The sequence below is a fragment of the Treponema medium genome (assembly GCF_017161265.1).
Classification (GTDB): Bacteria; Spirochaetota; Spirochaetia; order Treponematales; family Treponemataceae; genus Treponema; species Treponema medium.
Map to the genome: position 1 here is coordinate 647,051 of NZ_CP031393.1, position 18,674 is coordinate 665,724.

Below are 18,674 nucleotides of genomic sequence, written 5' to 3' on the forward strand. Positions count from 1 at the left end.
CTTTAGACCTTTCATAATACCATCAAAACTACCCGTTTGCAATCTAAACTACTACAAGATAAGAAATTAAATCTTTCTACTATAAAAACTAATTGGCTACATGACCAATCAGCAGATTAGGCCAATCCTCACTAAACAAGCTAAAGCAAAATCACATCCTATCTATAGGAACTAGGAAAAATTTTATCCATTTTTTCTGTCGTCTACATTTTTATATACTTCCATATGATCCCTTTTCCCGATTCCCCAAATTTCTATGTTTTTTTTAATTTAAAATACTCTCTATCATACATAAACAATAATATGAGTAACAATGCAGATACACCTAATATAGTTAAATATAATTGTATTGATTCTCTTTTAAATAAAAGAATCATATTTGATAAATTAAAAGCGGTATGATAAAAAATCGCATTTAAAATATTATTTTTTGATTTCTTATAAAAATATGTGATAAAAATACTAAGCATAATAACCGTAGGGATAAATAATAGGTATCCTACGAATCCAACGTTCATTATTTTGAATAAATGCCATGCACCCCAAAGTATTCCAACAAATAGTAAACAGGTAAACGAAGTATATTTATTTTCAAAAATCTGTAATAAAGTTCCCCTCCAACCAATCTCCTCACTAATAGATCCGACAATAGTAACTATAATACCAATTAGTAATAAATACCCCGTGTATTCTGACTTAACATACGGCATTCCCATTAAATCAAGTATAAATGAAGATAGTAAAACCAGTGTTATTGGAAATATAATAGCTATTACTGAGTATCTGTTTAATTTATAAGCATAAAATCTTTTTTCATTATATTTTTTTCTAAAAATTAAAGTTGTTATCAATGGAGATAATTGTACTGCAACCATTGTAACAGAGCCTAATAGTAATTCATTACCTCTGATATTTTGTGCAGCACCTCCGAATATAATAGCAAGAATAAAGGTTATTAGTAAGTTCACCAAATTAAAAAATACTACTTTTTTATTCATTTTATCTCCCATTATTTCTCCGTTGGAATAAATATTATAAAAATCGGTTCTGTCCCCGCCTACATCAAAGCGCGTCATCAACTTAACACCTTTTCGACCTTTCCTCATAATACCATCAAAACTACTCGTCGGCAATCTAAACTGCTACAAGATAAGAAACTTCCATATTATCCCTTTTCCCAATCCCTCAAAGTTCTATAAAGACTTAAATTAAAACTCGTTATCAGCTATGCTTATAAGGCATCTCTAAAAAGCTAACCGAGTTTTTTTCAGATGCCCATTAACAGCCTTTTCCAGAACTGAGTCTTTTTATACCGTAATATTATGCGTTTGCAGTAAGTTTTTCAGCTGTTCCAAAATTTTCGGTTCTTTTCTAAAAATCAATTTCGCTTTTTGATAAACTTGCATAATTTTTTTAATCCAAAATGCATTGTTTTGTACTTTTCCTTTCTCTTTCGTACTAATAAAGCACAGTACTTTATTGACAGGCTCTACTTGTGAAGCAAGCTGGATACAAAGATCAAAAATTACTTTCTGCTGTTTTGGAATTGGATACATAAGTATCTCTGCTTCCAATTGTTTTTGACGAGGAGACTTCCGCGGCGGCCGGATAAGACTTAAAAAGATACCTATAAAAATGATAGTAACTATGATATCAGTTATCAGACCTTCTAACGGCTTATCTGCTATTTCTTTTGTTCTATGCTCTTTGTAGGTTTGCTGTTCTTCTTTTGTCATATTGTGCCAACGAATTTTTCCCTTATACTCCCCTTCCGGTTCTGCTCGCTGTTTTTGTTCGTCGGTTTCTGCTTTAATGCTAATCAATCCATCGGAGTCTTTTTTTTCCGATACTATTCCGGCATACCACTCCAGTGTTCCCCTTTTTATTTTGATATAGGTGGAATATTTAGATACTGCATTGCTGACTAAACCGATTACTAGTACTATCATAAAAATTTTTATGATGGTTAACAGTATTGTACCGAATGATTTTTTGCCGTGTATTTTTTCTTTCGCAAGATCCTGTAATTTTTCAGAAAATTCTTCTTGCGAAAATTGCGCACTATCTCCGGAATCATCAAATGAAAAGTTGCAATATTCACATTTGCCGGTCATTTGATTCAATTGTGCTCCGCAATTTGGGCAGTGAGTTTTTTCCATCATCACGTGTTTTTTTGCTTGTGTTGCAAGTGTCGTTGCGGTCATTTCTACTTCGATAGGGTTAGCACCGAGTTCGGCTGCTTTTTGCTTTAAAAATTCAAGTTCTTTGCTTTCTAATTTTCCATCGCCTACAGCCATATTAATGTAATACATCATTTCCTCTGATAGCATAAAATACTCCTTTTTAATTATATATTTTCAGGATAGTTCCATCTTTTTAAACTGCAAACAGACACAATCTCGCTTGCCGGTTTTAAAAACATTGTTATAGACCTGTTTCTATTCAACTTGTATTTCTGCAATACAAGTATCGGAATACTTGGTTCCTTTATATAATTCTACAGTTTGAATATAAATGTCGGAAGCAAGCGGAATATCGAAAAACACGAAATCTTTTGAATGCATATCTTTTAACTCAAAAAGCTTATAATTAATATCTATTTTTCTGATACGATTATTACTTGCATAGAGATTTTGAGTTTTTACAAACCCATTTATGATACCGACTCGTTTTATTTTTTTATCACTCACTATCGAAATACTAATTTCATCATCTTCACTCTTTTCTACATAAGCTGTCTCAGGATTTTTATCAAATGCATTTTGAATTGTATATAAAAACGGACGTTTTGCATCAATCAATGTGCTTTCGCAATGTACCGTTTTATACTCTTTCAATTCTACTTGCGTGATAGTATCTGCTATACTATTACTTTTTTCTATTCTTTTAAGAATATCCGATAATTTATAAAAATATGCGACTCCTTCTCCTGATACTTCAATAGTTTTTTCGGAATCACCTTCCTCATCAGCATAGAATTCGGTTTTATCTTTTGTTTGGTGCATGATAATTTCAAATTCGCCCTTCTCTTGAATGACAGAATAATTTGAATATATATGTTCATCAGATCCGTGAATCGTTTCCTCTATCAATTGTTCTTTATGCAAATAAGAAGAATCCAAGATATAAAGTTTGTTTTTGTATGCAAGACAAAAAATCTGTAAATAGTTAAAAACAAAAGTTCCATAAGAGTGATTGTCGGTAAATAAAAACCTATAAAAAACAAATGAATTATGAACTTCCTTATAAATACCATGTTCTATCAATGAAGAGTCTGAAAAAAAATGAAATTTATTTGCAAAGGCAAGCACGTCTGAATAGGAAGCCTTTATTATCGTTTCACTTTCCTTGGAGACTTTTTGAATCATTTGATAGTTTTCACCAAAAAGAATTCTTCGCTCGTCATAATTTTGCGAAAATACATTTGTACACAAAAATCCAAGCAATACAATTAATAAACAGTTGGGAACCTCTAAAAACTTGAGTTTTTAGAGGTTTTCCTTAGATTTAATTTGCGATGTTTTTATTTAAGTTATTATATTTTAAAGACTTAAATAAAAACTCGTCGGGCATCTCTAAAAATCTAACCGAGTTTTTAGAGATGCCCAGTTCTTTTTCATTTTTTCCCCTCAGGGCAATAGTTTGTTTTTCCGTTAAAATATTTATGTTCAAAAAATCGATGCAAGGCTTCTTGCGCCCGAACCGGCGGCTGTCCCTCTTGCGGAGTTTGACGGCGCCAGCTCCCGTCCGGCAGCATCTCAAAGGCCTTTACGTTATCCGCAAAATACACGCTAAAAAAATAATCCAGCAGTAATTGATTTTGTTTATCCAACACAGGGAATAACAGCTCCACTCGCCGTTCAAGATTACGGGGCATCCAATCCGCGCTGGAAAGGTACCATTCAGGATTACCGCCGTTTTCAAAATAGAATATCCGGCTATGCTCCAAATAGCGGTCGATAATACTGACCACGCGGACATTATCGCTGATACCGCGCTGCCCGGGAATAAGCATACAGATACCTCGCACGTTTAAATCGATACGAACGCCCGCCTGCGAAGCTCTGTATATGGCGACAATCAGTTCGGGGTGAGAAAGGCTATTCATCTTTGCGATAATGCGGGCGGGCTTATGCTGTCGTGCAAAGTCGATTTCCCGCTCGATATGTTCCAGCAGAGTACGCTTGAGTGCGTCAGGCGCGGTAATGATATAGCGGGGTGTCTCTTGTGTATATTTACCGCACAGACGCGAAAAAATAATGTGCGCGTCAGCAATCATACGCGGATTGACGGTAAACAACGATATATCCGCATAGAGCCGTGCGGTGGTATCGTTGTAGTTGCCGGTCGACAGGTGCACATAGCCCTGCTCACCGTGCGCCTCACGCCGCATAATCAACAAAAGTTTTGCGTGAACCTTCAAATGCGGCAGATCGTACACCACCCGCACGCCGTGTTTTTGCAGCCGCTTTACCCAGCCGAGATTCCGCTCCTCATCAAAGCGCGCTTTTAATTCCACAAATACCGTAACCTGTTTTCCTCGCTTTGCAGCATTCACCAACGCGCGTACAACGGGCGAGCTTTTACTGGTACGGTACAAGGTCATACGGATGGACGTTACGGCAGGGTCTTCCGCGGCGTCAGATAAAAGCCTGATAACCGGTTTATATGACTGATACGGCACATGCAGCAGAATATCGCGGGCTTTGATACTATCCCACAGCGTACCGTCAGAGGGAAAGGCAGGATGTGCAAAATGCTTCCACTTTTCATTTCTCAGCCGTTTAAACCCGTTTATTTCCGTAATCTTTGCAAATGAGGAAAGCCCGATAGGGGCCTCGCTTAAATAGACGTCTTGTTTTTCCAGCTGAAACAACTCGCTCATTCGAGTAATGAATGCCGAAGATTCATGCGTACTTGTCATCCGCACGACAAACGAGTATCGGCGCCTGATAAGAACTTCTTCCAACGCTTCAATAAAACCATCATCGGAGGAATCGTCAACCGTCATACTGGCAGAGCGGTTAATCTTAAAAATTCCCGTTCCGGTAATCCGGCAACCGGAAAAAAACGCCCCGCCGAAATACCGAATCAGCTCGTCGATTAGTACAAATTCCACTTTTTTTGCAGATTTTTTTCTTCCATTTATAGGCGGTTCATTTTCATCCTTCAGTACAGTGGCACCTTCTTCCGATAAGTCGATCTCACCTTTTGCCGACGCTAACCCGCCGTCCGGTGATAAAAAGACAAAACGCGGAACTTCGGGCACCGGTATAATTGCCAGCCGGTTTTGTTTGCCTGTATCGTCCGAAAGCAAAAACCCGACATGCAGCCGCACATTGGCAACACTGTCCGCAAGAGCTTGTTCATCGTCGGACAGCTGCGGCTGAATAATCGGATAGAGGTGTCGATAAAAAAAATCTTCCAAAAAACACTGCTGCACTTTGGAACATTCTTCCGGCTTGCGGTAAATAAGCCCTTGTGTTTTAAGCTGAGGAAGGATTTCAGTATTTAATACTGCTTCTTGAATATCAAACAATCGGCGGGTTTTCTGAACAATACCCTTTAACAGTGTTTCTACCGACAAATTACCCGACTCATCGGAGGGATGCCCGCTTTTGTAAAGCTCCTGTAAACCGGCAACCCGCACCATAAAAAACTCGTCAAAGTTTGAAGATACAATGCCGATAAACTTGAGCCGTTCCAAAAGCGGCACCGCAGAAGAGCAGGCCTCCGCCAAGACCCGCTCGTTAAAATCGATCCATGAAAGTTCCCTATTAAGATAGTCCATCATCGTGAAGGTCTCGCGAAACTTTGCAGGCCGCTCCGCTTACAGTTTATCGATGAGCATCGAGCACTTACCGGAGGGTATCGGCAGCGTTTTCTTTTTTTGTCCGAGGATATTGATAGTAAAGTAATAGAGCTTCTCGCTTTCCATGTGGATTTCCCAGCCCCGCTGCGTTTTTGACGACAGGATGGTAACGAGGTTTCGTTTCAGGCTCAAGTTTTCGATTCCCATCACTTCAAGATTCGGAATAATCCAATCGACGGTTTTCCGTGGGAAGCTGATGGAAAGTCCGATCACATTTTCAATCATCAACGTGATGGTCGAAAGCGCTGCCCAAAAAAGATATTGCTTACGTGGAAAATTTTCATGCCCGGGCCACTGCGCGGGGCCTTCTTTTTGCGGCAAATACGCTTCCCACAACGCGCCTTTTTTGCTGTTTCCATCGGGAGCAAGTCCGTCAAGCACATAATAGATATGCCGGATAGCACATTCCCGCGCAAGTTCCCACCGCTCATATTTTTCCAAGCCCTTAATGACGATAAAGTTCAAATGCGGGAACACACTCCCCAACGCCCCCATACCACGCTCGTTATACGCGGGGTCATCAAGCGACAAGCTGGGAATAGGATGATCGGAACCGAAAGTTTCGGGATTGAGCAAGTGTGCGGAAAGCTGTTCGGCTTTATCCTCATTGGGAATTTCGGCAAGCAGCGGCCAAAAACCGGCGATTGTCTTTTGCGGTAATTGCTGTTCATCCGCATCGATATCGTGATAAAAACCCGTTTCGGCATTCCACATAAGGGCATTGATACGAGTTTTCAGGGTAAAATAAACCCGCTTATACTGAAAACTCAATTCCTTGTCGTTAAGGATATCCCCCAACACCGACATATACAGCGCATTAACCGCGACCGCCGCATTAAAGTCTACCAGATATGCAGCTTTCTTGCGCGGCGTATTATACATTTCTACGGCTGCGAGTGGGACGCTATACAATCCGTTCGGTTGTTTAAATGAGGTTTCCAACCACTTCATATAGCGGGTTAGTACCGGCATAACATCCTTCACCCGTTTTTTATTCGCTGTCTTATGGAACATATTGTATTCCGCCCATGCAAAAAGCGGCATACCAACACCTTCGGGATTATCGCTTGAAAACACCGGCTCGCCCGTTTCGACATTGTACTGAGACCGAATTGCTCCCGATTCTTCTTGATGTGCATAAAAAAAGTCTAAACCTTGATTTGCATTATAATTTCTGTTTGAATAAACAAAAAAGAACGATGAAAAAATGGTTTCGTACTGATTTAAAAACCATCCGTTGTTATCGGGATACAGAAAAAAACTTTCAGTTATTCCTTTTTCGTTTTTTATATTGAATAAAAAATCCTGAATAAACGACCACGTTCTATCATAAATATCAACAAAATCCTGATCATAAAAATGAACTTTTGGAAAATCGCGCTTGTTCACCACTGCTCCTCAACAATCCGCCGCTTTTATCCGCACCGTTTTTGCACAGTTTTAACGGTAACCATTCAAATAGTGTCGTCCTGTTAAACACTGAGAAAAACCATACAAATATTTTGGCGAATTTTTCGCTTATATAGTATATCATATTTTTACGCATAGTTGTATAATTTTTTCAGTTTTTTGTATATTCTGATAAGAATCTCTAAAACCTATCGATTTTTTTTAGAGATATCAGATTTCATTCCAGTGTTGCAGGAGGAACGCTTGTACCAATCATTTGTTTTTCTTGAAATCCGCATTTTAATTTTATCGGATGAAAAAGCGTTTTGCTCATGCAAAGCAGGTTCCTCTGCCGGAAATTGTCCTATTTGTACACGCACACCGGGATATCCGCCGCTTTTAAAGGAACGCATTGCCCGCGATGCTTACAGGCTTGCCCAAAGTCTCGGCTGTACGCTTATCCAAAAAGCTCAATATGAATACCCTTCAGGTATGCCGGCGCTCCCTCCTGAATATCAGCTCTGCGGCGCTTCGGTAAAAATTGCAGAAAAAGGCATCCTCGATATCGAATTTCACAAACACAAAAAGCAGATCGATATTTTGGAAATACGTATCGAAGAAGATGCGGGACGCCTTATGCACGCCGACGGCAAGGCTTTTATGGATTACAGTTCTGCGGGAATGCCGAGCATCAGGATACGAACCGGTAACAACCTTGAACTGGGCGAAGAAGCGGAGATGTTTTTAACCGAACTGAACAACCGGCTGCGGTACATCGGACTCCTCACCGATTCCGACAGCAGTCATAAAATCCGCTGCAATGCCTACGTTGCCTCTACCGAATTTCCCAATCCGCCGCAGCACTATGTAAAGCTGCGAAACCTCAACTCTTTTAACTTTGTACGGAAAGCGGTGAACGAAGATTTACGGCGGCAGGAAGATATGCTCAAACAGGGGAATGAGCCGATTTCTGAAAGCCGGTTGTGGAATGCCCGTATGGAACGTACCGAACCATATAAGTCGCGGGATTTTATCGATTATGTTAAAACAAAACCGGTAGAGGAGCAAACGTTTTACACCGCGCCGGATACGCTGCTGCAAGAGGTATTGCAGACTGCCCCGGAAAATCAGCAATCGCGGAAGCTGCGCTATATTCAATCTTTCGGTCTGTCCATCCCGATTGTACGGACGCTATGTGCAGAGGCACGGCTGGCGGATTTTTTTGAAGCGGCGCTGCAATTCGGAATTGAACCGAAAATCGCTGCAAACGGTATCCTTGAAGATATCCTCCCGCTGCTGAAGCGCGCCGGTAAAACAATCGGCTCCCTTGTTTTGCAGCCTGAATACTTTGCCCGTATTTTGCGGCTTGCACAGGAAGGAACAATTAACCATCCGATTGCCCGCACCCTGCTGCAAAAGATTATCATCGACGGTGCAGACCCTGCAGCTTTGCTTGCCCAAGATGAATGGATAAAAATATCGGACGAAACCACGCTGCGGACACTCGTTCAAGATATGCTTTCCAAGCACCCGAAAGAGGCGGAGCTGCTCAAAACCGGTTCGATGAAATACCTCGAAATCCTGTGCGGGTTAGTGATGAAACGGACAAAGGGGTTTGCCGACCAGCAGTTGGTAAAGCAACTCATCAAAGAAGAATTGAATATTCGCATTATCTATGTGCTTTCGATGGGCGGGGCAATTTCGGCTACCATACAAAATGGACAGGTGAAAGCGGGAAGTACCAAAATTCTATCCGAGCTTTTGGATACCACTATTGCAAAGCGGCATATTCGTATCGAGCCAACCATTTCCGATGGACTTTTTAGTGAAGAGCTGGAACCGGCGGATTGGGCGCGGCTCATCCATACAATCTGTGAAAAAATCGCTTCGGGTACGGCAAACGGCATCGTTATAACGCACGGAACCGACACGCTTGTTTATACTGCGCCGCTGATATACTGGCTTTTTGCCGATACGCCGGTCTCCATCGTATTGACCGCATCCGGCACCGCCCCTTCGGAGTCTGAGGAAGCACGGCGAAACTTTAACGCGGCAATCAAGCTCGCTTGGGAAAAAGAGAACGGTGTCTATGTTTCTTTTAGCGGTAAGGTGCTTTCGCCGCTCAATCTCAAGTTTGTCGATTCCGGCGATATCGGCTTTGTAAACTGGAATATGCAAACGCCGCTCTTTCGAGGCGAAGGTCTGCTTTCGGATTATGACGAAAGCGACAGTCTCGTTTTTGAAAGTCTCTTGAGCGAAGCTGCCGACAATATGTTTCTGATAAAAACCTATCCCGGCATTAGGAGTGACCGGCTTATTTCGTTACAAAAAGATATACGCACGTTCTTCTTAGAGCTATACGAAAACGGTACGGCAAATATGAAAGACAGTCCGTATTCCTTAAAGGAATTTCTTAAACGCGGCAAAAAACGGCAATGCAGGTTTTACTGCACTTCTCAACAGGAAGAATCAATCGATTTTTCCACCTATGCCAGCGCACGGAACTTATGGAAAGAAGGAGCCGTACCGATGGGTATGCTTACAACCGAAACAGCCATTGCACTCTACTATGCAGCCTCTCTCGTATGCGATAGCCAAGAAGAGCTCGATCGCATTATGGAAACGGCAGCGCTCATAAACGAAAAATAAAAAGGAAAAAACTGTGAAACAACTGATTATCACCAACAACCCTAAAACCGTCGAATATATCGAAAATCAACGTAAAGGATGGAATAACAACCAAGAAACCACAGATATTGAGCTGATATTCTGCACTTCGCGAGATGAACTGTACACACAGGTACGCGACTATATCCACCGGAACTGGAAGCTGCAAAACCATGCGATGTATGGGAATATCCAACTGCACAAGCAACCCTACCGCAGTATGGTGTTAGCGGAGGGCACGGAATTGGATATCCGTTCATTGCAGTTGTGGGAGCAAGCTATGGAGCGAGTAAAACGCAATAATCCACCGAATTATTCGGAAAAAGTGCTGGAAGATTTCCAAGCTCTTGATTTTTCTCTATTTAAGAGTATAGTGTCTCGCGCGTAAATATGACACGCATAACTATGGATAATAAATAGATACATCTTATCACACACTTAGCAGTACCTAAAGGAAAAAATATGAACAAAATTATTGAACGCCTACAAGCCATCAGCTATACGGCGCAAACGAACCCCGCAACATTAACCGGCGATGATCTTGCATTTGTTACCAGAAGCGTTAAAAGCAACAATGAGAAAGTGATTGCGCAGGCGTACACAACTATCGGCTACATCGGAAATAACCGCCCTGAAAAAGTTATACATCTCATAGACGGAACCTTTGCTGCATTAAAAGATAGCAACTGGGAAATTCGAGAACAAGCTGTTTTAGCGATCGGGCGCACGGGAAGAGCAGATATCAATACGGTAAAAAGCCGATTGGATAAAATTATTCAATTACATTGTGACCCGGTACCTAAAGTCCGGGCTGCAATGTTGGATGCGTGCCAAAGTATTGCTAATGCCAAAGCCGCCGTCTTTAAGCCGTACATCGGCTTATTTGAACGGATGTTGGACGATCCTGACAGGCAAGGGGTACGCGAACATGCCCCTGACATATTTCGCATAATCGGAAAATATGAACCGGAAATAGTTGAACGTTCACTAGTGTTGTTAAAAGAAAAGCTGCGCGATCCTTCCCCTACAACACAGGCTCACGCCGTCGAAGCCATACGCACAATCGAAACGTTCTTGCGCAGAACCCCGACGGTGTAAGCCATTTATCAAGGCACCGCTAAAAATCTAACCAAGTTTTTAGAGATACCCATTAGTTGTTGGGGAGATTCACATCAAAGATTATCCCTACCCGCTTAAAGGCTATCTTATCCCGCTTACTTTTATCGATTGTACGTTTTTGATAAAATGTTTTTAAATCACCAACGGTATAGCTATGAGCGGTCTTCCATTGTGCAATCAACATAATCGTCAGCTGATCAATCGGTTTAAAGCTGATGATTGGACCAAACACAACATTATAACGATCTTCGCCCCAATTACGTTTATCGGCGCCAGAGGGAACTTTAAAAAAGGTTTTCTCCGTTTCCAGTCTAAAGGCAATCATATTCATCGGTAGGGGCATTTGATAGCCAAGCACGTATGAAGCACAATAGGTAAAGCCGTTTCTGTTTTCGCCGTCATCATTCTGAAACACCCATGATGTAAGCGGACCTACACCTGTAACACCTCGATATAAAAAGTACTGATCAATCCTCATAACTATATGAGTCCAATCATTTGGAATAATTGCCCCTAAGTCAAATTGCAAAGCGGCGCCTAAATTAGCGGTGTAAAACGCTTTCTTAAAGTTAATTGGGAGCTTATATGTTTCACCGGCCTTATCCTGATTTAACGCAAGACCGTGCCACCCTGCAAGCGTCCAACCTGATCCAATACTTGCACCTCCGTATACTTCCAAAAAAGCGATCGGAGTCCACACGATATCAAACTTCCCTTCAAGGGTAACCGGCGTAAGTTCCGCCCCCAGCTTAAATTTAATATTATTACCGCGCATAAACGGGTTATTAAAGTTCAAAACTGGAACTTTAATCACTTCCGTTACACTCAGCTTACCTGCCCAAGGATAGGTAATAGCCAGATTGATATTTGTCGAATATTTTACCTTTGATTTTTCCTCTGCCCCTTCTTCCTGCGCAGAAAGAGTACCGAGAATCAGTAGAGCACCGATCATCGATGCAATCAGTTTCTTCATAAACACTCCTTAGCGTACTCGTTTTTTCAAGACAGCATAACATAAAAATGTCGCTCATAAAAACGGCACGTTATCAAGCCTACACGGATGCAGCTTTTTATGCAAGACCTCGACAACGCGATCACAGGGTAAACGCATCAGGCGTTTTTTTAATATCCCCGCGGAAAAATTGATACTATTCGACCAGAGTTGAACCTCTTTGCGGTTCAAATGGTCTCACAGTTTCAATTTTTCCGCGATTTTTATCTACTCTACCTGATGCATTTGCCTGTCTGCTCCAAAAAAATGAGCGAAATTTTATTTCCCTGAAATGCAACAGTTGAATAAAATATGAATTTTTGAAACTGTTGCATTGGTGCGCCTCAGGCGCACACGTCAATACGCAAGTTTTCGAAAGAAAACTTGACGGTTAAGATGAGCGGCAGCATTGTAGACGCTCATCTTATACCTATGAAATTTCGCACAGAAGGAAGACAACCGCTAAAAATATTTTTAATGCGGTTGCCCTGAGCGCGATCACAGGGTAAACGTATCAGGTATTCTTTATCAGCCCCGCAGAATAAATGAGGTTGTCTTATATGTTCCGGGAAACGCCAATGTGTTGTCTTTTCTTTTATTTATGTTATAGTATTTAAAAACCGGATAAGACACAAGGAGATTTTTATGACACCGGCTGAAAATGTTTACAAAGCATTACAGGATATGGGTATCAGCTACGAAGTAGTTGAACATCCCCCTGCCTTAACAACAGAAGAAGCTGATAAATACATCGAAGGCAAAGAAGGGTGCCGGACAAAAACGCTCTTTTTGCGAAACAGAAATAAAAAACGGTGCATTCTACTCATTATGGACGAAATGAAACGGCTTGATATGAAAAAGTGTGCGGAAATGCTTGAAGAAAAAGAATTTAAGTTTGCGTCAGCAGAATTATTAGCAGAAAAACTCGGCCTTGCAGCCGGAGTGGTGTCGCCGTTCGGCCTATTGAACAATACCGCGCATGACGTAACCGTATACTTTGATAAAGCAATGCTTGACGAATATCGCATTTTAACCTTTCATCCGAATGAAAACACGGCAACGGTTTTTATCGATTCCGGCGACCTGCAGCGTTTTATCAAAAACACCGGACATGAGTATTTTATCATCACTGTGTAAGACTATTAAAACAGCCTGATGTGTGTACTCGAAGCAACCATCAGGCATATTGACTTAAAATGGCTTTGTTATAAAATATCGGTATGAAACATATCTATACGAAAATGCTGCCATTTATGGCGGCGCTGATTGTTATTTCCTGCGGAAGCTGCTCAAGTAAAGACGAAATCAAGCCGCTTACCGAAGGAGGTTCTATGAAGTTGACAAGCACGGCTTTTGCCGACGGCGAAAAAATGCCCCAAGAATTTGCAAAACTCGGAGCGAATCACATTCCTCCGCTCGAAATCGACGGTGTACCGGAGGGTACAAAGAGTCTTGCGATTATCGTGCACGATCCGGATGCGCCGCTTCCCGGCGGATTTTATCATTGGACGCTGTGGAACATTCCGCCGCAAACAACGGCGATCGGAGAAGGTAATGTGCCATCGGATGCCGTCGAAGGCGAAACGAGCTGGGGTACGAGCGGCTACAACGGGCCTCAACCGCCGTTCGGTACGCACCGTTATATTTTTTATCTCTATGCGCTCGATATGAATCTGAGTCTTCCGGCGGGCAGCAGCGTAAAAGAGCTTAAGGCCGCGATTAAGGGGCACGCAATCGAAGCTGCTTCACTTACGGGTATGTTCGGTGCTAAGGATAACCCCTGACCAAAGCAGTGAAAAATTATCCGTATACTATAATGATCTAAACTCATCATTCACCGAGGAGGTGTAGAGAAATGAATTTATTTTTGTGCTCACACTTTTCAAAAGTAGGCGCTCTTCTTAAAGATCACATTGCGGGGAAAAGAGTTGCTTTCATTCCCACTGCATCGATACATGAAGGGTATACAGGCTATGTAGGGTCTGCCCGTACAGTATTCAAAAAATTAGGAGCCGAGCTGACTGAAATTGAGATTTCAACTGCAAACGCTTCCGATATTACGCAGGTGTTTGACACAGCGGATATTATTTATTTTACTGGCGGTAATGCATTTTTCCTTATTGATCAATTGAGGAAAACCGGTACGGATACGTTGCTAAAGCAACAGCTGGAAAAAGGGAAATTATTTATTGGAGAATCAGCAGGCGCTATTGTATGTGCTCCGGAGCTTTCTTATATTGAAAAAATGGATCCTATTCCGGAAGATTATTCTCAGAGTGATTATGCCGGATTAGGACTCATCAATTTTTATGTGCTGCCGCACTATCTTACCGCACCATTCAAAAAAGTTACCGCAGATATTATGCAATCCTTCTCAAATATCGAACTATGCGCTATCAATAATGCACAAGCTCTTAGTATCAAAGACGGAGTACGGAAGTTTGTGAGTGTAGAGAAAGAGTAAAATACAAGTATGGAATTTGATGAGATGAACGCTGCCCCCATTATCAAACACATTGCGGTGCGCAGCGTAATATCAAAATCAAATTTACCCGTAGCGGATTATTCCGTTAATCCATACACCGGATGTACACATGTGTGTAAATATTGTTATGCGTCTTTTATGAGAAGGGAGAATATTGATTTATGCTTTCAATATTAGGTGCAGTATTATTTGGAGTTATAGCAATTATGACAGTTCTTGTTGCTTGCGGCTTGCCTTTGGGCGAATTTACAATGGGCGGACAACATAAAATCTTACCTAAGAAATTGAGAGTTGCGGCAGTCATTTCGGTGGCTATCCAAATTTTTGCAATGATAATTATTTTGCAAGCCGGAGGTTTTATCTCCTTGTGGTTTTCTTTTAAGGTTACTAAATATATTTGTTTCTTCTTTGCCGCTTACCTATCTTTGAATACTATTATGAACATGATTTCAAAAAGTAGGAAAGAAAAATATGTTATGACTCCGCTTTCACTTATTGCCGGAATATGTTTTTGGATAACGGCATTTCAGATGTAGTATGTAAAATGAGGATAATCTACAGTGCGTCAAATTGGAAAAATATGAGAAAAGTGATATAGTAGGATGGACGAGAAATTGACAAATTTGAATTTGAAGAGGAGAAACTTTCCCATGAAGAAAGAAATCAAAACAATAGAGAAAGATGGATATAACGGCGTATACTGGCCGAATCCGAACGGCAGTAAATATTGCATGATTGCCATGCTTGGTGATGATACAAAAGACATGATGGCAAAGGGTGGCGTCAAATGGCTTCAAAAGAAAGGTCTGAATGTCCTCACAATGTCACCGGCCCCAAAAGATTACGGTCACCATAACTATCCACTCGAACGTTTTGAGAAGGCACTTGCATTTCTGAAGACGATGGGTAATGAAAAAATCGGTATTATGGGTGCCTCGACAACTGGTATGCTTGCGCTTGTCGCAGCGTCATGCTTTTCGGAAATAACGCTTACGATAGCCATTTCTCCTTCTGATTTTGTGATGGAAGGTTTTTATCAGGATGGGAAAGACGGGGCTCACGAACGTCCGGGAGACGGAGAGTCATCTGTTTCGTATCACGGTAAGCCGCTTCCTTATCTGCCCTATGCGTATCGCCATCCGGAATACTGGCAGAAAATATCTGAGGAATCCAAACGGCGCGGCGCGATGGTTGCCAGTCGCGATTTGTTCGATGAATCGGAGAAAAGGCATCCCGTGCAGGAAGCCGAGAAAATAAAGGTGGAGAATATAAAGGGCAGCATTCTGCTGATTGGTGCGGAGGATGATGTACTTTGGGATACCTGTAAATACATTCGTAGAATGGAAAACAGGCTGAAAGAAAGGGACGCGGATAACAGTGTAGTTCTCATGACCTATGAACATGGAACGCATTTTATATTTCCGCAGACCATGTTAACAGGCATTCTTCCCGTGGGTTCCGGGCTGTTTATCAGCATGGCTTTTAAGGAGGCAAAGCAGTATCCGAAAGAGTGTAAGCAGACGAGGATTGATGTTGATGAGCGCTTATCGGAGGAACTAAAGCAGTGGATAAATTCAGCTTCATAAATCCCGGTTTGTCGAAGTAAAAAATCAAATAGGATATTACCAAGAGGAAGCAAAAGCAAATTGCCGATACTTCCTTTTTTGTTGTCAAAAATTCAAAAAATGGAAAGGAGGCATGATAAAAACTAAACGAACAAGCGGTAATGTGATACGCTGAAGTGATTCAGCGGAACCCGGGCATTAGTTCGCCATTTTTAGTAAGGGCATGACCCTTGTAAAGGAGTTGTTACGATTAGAAAATACGAGTGAAAAGTGATACCCTAGTTTGACGGGACTGGGGAGCCGGTGGAAGGCAGTGTTTTTCTTCGAACAAAAAGTTCGGTAAGGAGTTTGTGTCAAAGCCGGCCACCGTATAACAAAATGCGGCTTGCCTTTGGGCGAATTTACAATGGGCGGACAACATAAAATCTTACCTAAGAAATTGAGAGTTGCGGCAGTTATTTCAGTGGCTATCCAAATTTTTGCAATGATAATTATTTTGCAAGCTGGAGGTTTTATTTCCTTGTGGTTTTCTTTTAAGGTTACTAAATATATTTGTTTCTTCTTTGCCGCTTACCTATCTTTGAATACTATTATGAACATGATTTCAAAAAGTAGGAAAGAAAAATATGTTATGACTCCGCTTTCACTTATTGTTGGAATATGTTTTTGGATAACGGCATTTCAGATGTAGTATGTAAAATGAGGATAATCTACTGCCCTGCTTGACTGCGCCTTTATTTTTCTATTGCCTTAAACAGCGCTTGATACTCCCTTGCATTTTCCGCTAAACAGACACACCAAAATTGCACATTCACTTCCGGATCGGATAAAGGAATAACGACTTTATTATCAGGGATGGCATTATTGGTATTCGTAATATTTGTTATGAAAGAAGGCAATTTGCTGGCATATACAATTTCACGCAAAGCCGAAAGCTCGCTTTGTTCCAAAAACACTGCGTCAGGAATTTTTTGTTTACATACCGAATACCAAAAACCGATGTTATTGTGTATCAAGAGTTTTTCTCCGGCAAGGTCTTGCAGTTGCAGCGTTTTTCGTTTTGCAAGCTGATGTGAGACCGGCAAGACTACGGAAAGCTCTTCTCGAACAAAGGCTTTACAAATATAGCGTGGCGTTCCGTCAGGCTTTTTTTCTTCAAGCGGGTGGAGCAGTATAATCAGATTGTATGTTCCGTCATCAAGTCCGCGGATAAGTGATGCCTCTGTTTCCTGTAAATCGCTCTGTATTGTTTTACCGGTAAAAACTTTTGATGCGATCGGTGCCAATTCCCACATTGGAGCCGGAGCAATCGAGCCGAAAGAAAAATTGCGCAGTCTGCGGTCTGCTTCTCGAACAGCACCAATCATATCATCATGTGCAGAAACAACAACGTGTGCGTGCTGTGCTGCAAGGACACCTACCTCGGTAAGCGCAATATGATTTTTAGTACGACTAAAAAGCGGTACCCCAAGCTCGGCTTCCAAATTCTGCATAGAGCGGCTTAAAGCAGGCTGAGACGTGTGCACCATCTCTGCCGCTTTAGAAAGCGTTCCGTATTCTGCAAATGCCACAAGCTGCCGCAACTGATAAAGTTCCATAGGTATAGTATATCTCACTATGCACTTCTGATATAGCGCCTTGCAAAACTTTTATTGTACATAGTTTACTCTCTTTGCTATATTGAAAACAGCCAAATACACTAAGGAGGAAAACGATGGATTTTGTGACGTTATCAAACGGTGTAAAGATGCCGGTTCTCGGTTTCGGTGTGTTCCAAATCGATGCAAAAGAAACGGAACAGCGTGTGCTTGATGCAATACGGGCTGGATACCGTTTAATTGATACAGCCCAGTCGTATTTTAATGAAGAAGGCGTTGGGGCTGCGGTGAAAAAATCTGGTGTTGCACGGGAGGAACTGTTTATTACAAGCAAGGTATGGATTGAACACTACGGGTATGATGCGTGCCGAGCGTCCGTCCTTAAATCACTGGCAAAGATGCAGCTTGACTATATCGATCTTATGCTGCTGCATCAACCTTTTAACGACTACTACGGTGCGTGGCGGGCGTTGGAAGATTTATATGACGAAGGTAAAATAAGAGCAATCGGTGTGTCGAATTTTTATCCTGACCGTTTGGTGGATATAGCTTCGTTTTCCCGGATTCGTCCTATGGTGAATCAAGTAGAAACACATCCTCTTCATCAGCAAATTGAAGCGCATAAATGGATGAGAAGTACAACATTGTACATGAAGCATGGGCTCCGTTCGGTGAGGGGCGCGGAGGACTTTTTGAAAATCCGGTACTGAAAGAAATCGGTGCAGTATATGGTAAGACTACTGCGCAGGTAATGTTGCGGTGGCTTTTGCAGCGGAATATTGTCGTACTTGCAAAATCGGCACGGGTGGAACGTATGGCAGAAAATATTGCAGTATTCGATTTCCGTTTAAGCGATCAAGATATGCAGCGTATAGCTGCACTGGACAAGGCTGAAAGCTCGTTTTTCTCCCATTCAGATCCGAATATGGTGGAATGGTTTGTAAAGATGATCGAAGAGCGGAAAAAGAAATAATGTATCGGAGGTGAT

At 41.6% G+C, this 18,674-nt stretch carries 18 protein-coding genes and 1 pseudogene; 12 read left to right on the forward strand and 7 right to left on the reverse strand.

Going from position 1 to position 18,674, the window contains the following annotated elements; genetic code table 11:
- Positions 1–254: 254 nt before the first annotated feature.
- The 5 genes from DWB79_RS02870 to DWB79_RS02890 all read right to left on the reverse strand — a co-directional run bounded on the left by DWB79_RS02870 (position 255) and on the right by DWB79_RS02890 (position 7,261).
- Positions 255–1,010 (reverse strand): CPBP family intramembrane glutamic endopeptidase, encoded by a 756-nt coding sequence (locus DWB79_RS02870; RefSeq protein ID WP_245541286.1) that lies wholly within the window; start codon positions 1,008–1,010, stop codon positions 255–257.
- A 297-nt stretch (positions 1,011–1,307) separates the two neighbouring features.
- Entirely contained in the window at positions 1,308–2,165 is an 858-nt protein-coding gene (locus DWB79_RS02875) for a hypothetical protein (protein WP_156831492.1), read from the reverse strand.
- Positions 2,166–2,438: 273 nt separating this feature from the next.
- Entirely contained in the window at positions 2,439–3,368 is a 930-nt protein-coding gene (locus DWB79_RS02880; RefSeq protein ID WP_016522554.1) for an NADase-type glycan-binding domain-containing protein, read from the reverse strand.
- Between the two features lie 248 nt (positions 3,369–3,616).
- Complete coding sequence (gene ppk1 / locus DWB79_RS02885) at positions 3,617–5,794, reverse strand: polyphosphate kinase 1 (RefSeq protein ID WP_016522555.1); 2,178 nt, start codon at positions 5,792–5,794, stop codon at positions 3,617–3,619.
- A 36-nt stretch (positions 5,795–5,830) separates the two neighbouring features.
- Positions 5,831–7,261: an MGH1-like glycoside hydrolase domain-containing protein gene (locus DWB79_RS02890; protein WP_016522556.1), complete on the reverse strand. Its 1,431-nt coding sequence runs from the start codon at positions 7,259–7,261 to the stop codon at positions 5,831–5,833.
- A gap of 264 nt (positions 7,262–7,525) precedes the next feature.
- Here DWB79_RS02890 and DWB79_RS02895 point away from each other — a divergent pair, with 264 nt between their 5' ends.
- The 3 genes from DWB79_RS02895 to DWB79_RS02905 all read left to right on the forward strand — a co-directional run bounded on the left by DWB79_RS02895 (position 7,526) and on the right by DWB79_RS02905 (position 11,026).
- The gene (locus DWB79_RS02895; RefSeq protein ID WP_016522557.1) at positions 7,526–9,910 is read left to right on the forward strand and encodes an asparaginase domain-containing protein; all 2,385 of its coding nucleotides are present in this window, start codon (positions 7,526–7,528) and stop codon (positions 9,908–9,910) included.
- A 13-nt stretch (positions 9,911–9,923) separates the two neighbouring features.
- Positions 9,924–10,316: a GrdX family protein gene (locus DWB79_RS02900; RefSeq protein ID WP_016522558.1), complete on the forward strand. Its 393-nt coding sequence runs from the start codon at positions 9,924–9,926 to the stop codon at positions 10,314–10,316.
- A 74-nt stretch (positions 10,317–10,390) separates the two neighbouring features.
- Positions 10,391–11,026 (forward strand): HEAT repeat domain-containing protein, encoded by a 636-nt coding sequence (locus tag DWB79_RS02905; RefSeq protein WP_016522559.1) that lies wholly within the window; start codon positions 10,391–10,393, stop codon positions 11,024–11,026.
- A gap of 52 nt (positions 11,027–11,078) precedes the next feature.
- Here the strand turns inward: DWB79_RS02905 and DWB79_RS02910 are convergent, their stop codons facing one another.
- Complete coding sequence (locus DWB79_RS02910; RefSeq protein WP_016522560.1) at positions 11,079–12,020, reverse strand: hypothetical protein; 942 nt, start codon at positions 12,018–12,020, stop codon at positions 11,079–11,081.
- 663 nt (positions 12,021–12,683) lie between these two features.
- Between DWB79_RS02910 and DWB79_RS02915 the strand changes: the two genes are divergently transcribed.
- From DWB79_RS02915 to DWB79_RS02940, 7 genes and pseudogenes are all read left to right on the forward strand, one after another.
- Positions 12,684–13,175 carry a prolyl-tRNA synthetase associated domain-containing protein gene (locus DWB79_RS02915; protein WP_016522561.1) on the forward strand — a complete coding sequence of 164 codons (492 nt, stop codon included), beginning with the start codon at positions 12,684–12,686 and terminating at the stop codon, positions 13,173–13,175.
- An 83-nt stretch (positions 13,176–13,258) separates the two neighbouring features.
- Positions 13,259–13,822: a YbhB/YbcL family Raf kinase inhibitor-like protein gene (locus DWB79_RS02920; RefSeq protein ID WP_016522562.1), complete on the forward strand. Its 564-nt coding sequence runs from the start codon at positions 13,259–13,261 to the stop codon at positions 13,820–13,822.
- A gap of 71 nt (positions 13,823–13,893) precedes the next feature.
- Positions 13,894–14,502: a Type 1 glutamine amidotransferase-like domain-containing protein gene (locus DWB79_RS02925; RefSeq protein WP_016522563.1), complete on the forward strand. Its 609-nt coding sequence runs from the start codon at positions 13,894–13,896 to the stop codon at positions 14,500–14,502.
- Between the two features lie 24 nt (positions 14,503–14,526).
- Positions 14,527–14,670: pseudogene (locus DWB79_RS12235) on the forward strand (radical SAM protein); the annotation flags it as partial.
- Between the two features lie 14 nt (positions 14,671–14,684).
- Positions 14,685–15,059, forward strand: a complete 375-nt coding sequence (locus tag DWB79_RS02930) for a hypothetical protein (RefSeq protein ID WP_016522564.1) — start codon at positions 14,685–14,687, stop codon at positions 15,057–15,059.
- Positions 15,060–15,173: 114 nt separating this feature from the next.
- On the forward strand, positions 15,174–16,109 hold the full coding sequence (locus DWB79_RS02935; RefSeq protein ID WP_016522565.1) for an acyl-CoA thioester hydrolase/BAAT C-terminal domain-containing protein: 936 nt from the start codon (positions 15,174–15,176) through the stop codon (positions 16,107–16,109).
- A 349-nt stretch (positions 16,110–16,458) separates the two neighbouring features.
- Positions 16,459–16,779 carry a hypothetical protein gene (locus DWB79_RS02940; RefSeq protein WP_050770891.1) on the forward strand — a complete coding sequence of 107 codons (321 nt, stop codon included), beginning with the start codon at positions 16,459–16,461 and terminating at the stop codon, positions 16,777–16,779.
- 43 nt (positions 16,780–16,822) lie between these two features.
- Here the strand turns inward: DWB79_RS02940 and DWB79_RS02945 are convergent, their stop codons facing one another.
- Entirely contained in the window at positions 16,823–17,686 is an 864-nt protein-coding gene (locus DWB79_RS02945; RefSeq protein WP_016522566.1) for a LysR family transcriptional regulator, read from the reverse strand.
- 116 nt (positions 17,687–17,802) lie between these two features.
- On the opposite strand from DWB79_RS02945, the gene DWB79_RS02950 reads away from it, so the two are divergent.
- On the forward strand, positions 17,803–18,396 hold the full coding sequence (locus DWB79_RS02950; protein WP_016522567.1) for an aldo/keto reductase: 594 nt from the start codon (positions 17,803–17,805) through the stop codon (positions 18,394–18,396).
- Positions 18,312–18,659 (forward strand): aldo/keto reductase, encoded by a 348-nt coding sequence (locus DWB79_RS12305; protein ID WP_245541287.1) that lies wholly within the window; start codon positions 18,312–18,314, stop codon positions 18,657–18,659. The genes DWB79_RS02950 and DWB79_RS12305 overlap by 85 nt, the downstream gene beginning before the upstream one ends.
- The last annotated feature ends 15 nt before the right edge of the window (positions 18,660–18,674 follow it).